1 protein-coding gene is annotated in these 1,363 nt (G+C 63.3%); it reads left to right on the top strand.

Going from position 1 to position 1,363, the window contains the following annotated elements:
• Window positions 1-1,363, top strand: a 1,363-nt coding sequence (locus ACIQUF_RS25575) for a DUF6531 domain-containing protein (protein ID WP_403136522.1), incomplete at both ends; no start/stop codon positions are given.

The following is a 1,363-nucleotide window of genomic DNA, read 5'->3' on the forward strand; positions in this document are numbered from 1 at the left end:
CGACCCCCGCTGCGACCTGAACGGCGCCTGCCCTGGCACCCGTAAAAGCATCAGTTACGCGCGCGGCACCGAAACCCTCGCCCATGTCGATTTCAACCTGCCGGGCGTATTTCCCATTGCCTGGGTGCGCACCTACCGCTCCAGCCTGAACGCCTACGATGACGGTGAATTCGGTGCCCGCTGGGTCACGCCGTTCTCGATGCGCTTCGATGTCGTTGACGCAAGCGTCCTGTACCACGCCGACGATGGCCGCACCCACAGTTATCCCTTACCTAGCAAGGGCAAACCCCATTACGACCCGGTGGAAAAGACGCTGTTGATCCGGGTCGACGAAACCCACCTGAGCCTGGCCCGCGGCCACAAAAGCCAAGAGCATTACCAGCGTGTGGGCGATCGTTTCCGCCTGATCGGCATCACCCGGCGTGGCGGTGCGCGTATCGCGCTGCATTACGAACATCATCACGCCGGCCACACCGTGCTCTCTGACCTGGTCACCTACCAGCACGACACCCAGCACCGGCATGTGCACACCCGGCTCGACGAGCAGGGCCACATCCAGTCGCTCTGGCTGATGCGCGATGGCCAGGAGGATCGCCAGCTGGCCTGCTACACGTACGGCGGCCAAGGCGACCTTGACACCGCCCGCGATGAGCACGGCGCGCAGTGGACGTATCAGTATCAGCAGCACCTGATCACCCGCTACACCGACCGCACCGCCAGGGCCATCAACCTGGAATGGCAAGGCCAGGGCCCGGATGCCAGAGCCGTGCGCGAATGGGCCGATGACGGCAGCTTCGACACGCGCCTGAAGTGGGACGCACACATCCGCCTGACCACCGTCACCGATGCGCTCGGCCAGCAAACCCGGCACTACTACGACCACCTCGGCTACACCTACCGCATCATCCATCCCGACGGCAACGAAGAGTGGCTGTTCCGCGACGAGGGCGAGAACGTCACCCAGCATGTGCATCCCGATGGCAGCCTGGATCGGTATGCCTACGACGAGCGCGGCAATTTACTGCAGCACATCCGTCCCGACGGTTCGACCGTGCACCATGCCTACGACGACCTCGACCAGCGCTTCAAGACCCGCGACGCTGAAGGCGGGCTGTGGAAATACGACTACGACCAGCGCGGCAACATCATCGAAACCCAGGACCCGCTGGAGAACAAGACCCAGTACACCTACAACAGCGACAACCTGCCCACCGCCATCCTCGATGCCAACGGCGGCGAAAAGCAGCTCGCCTATACCCGCGACGGTCAGTTGGCCCGCTACACCGACTGCTCGGGTAAGACCACGCAATGGAAGTACGATGCCTTCGGCCAACGGGTCAAGCTCATCAACGCGGCAGGCGAA

Origin of the sequence: Pseudomonas sp. NPDC090233 (genome assembly GCF_044772285.1) — a bacterium.
Classification (GTDB): Bacteria; Pseudomonadota; Gammaproteobacteria; order Pseudomonadales; family Pseudomonadaceae; genus Aquipseudomonas.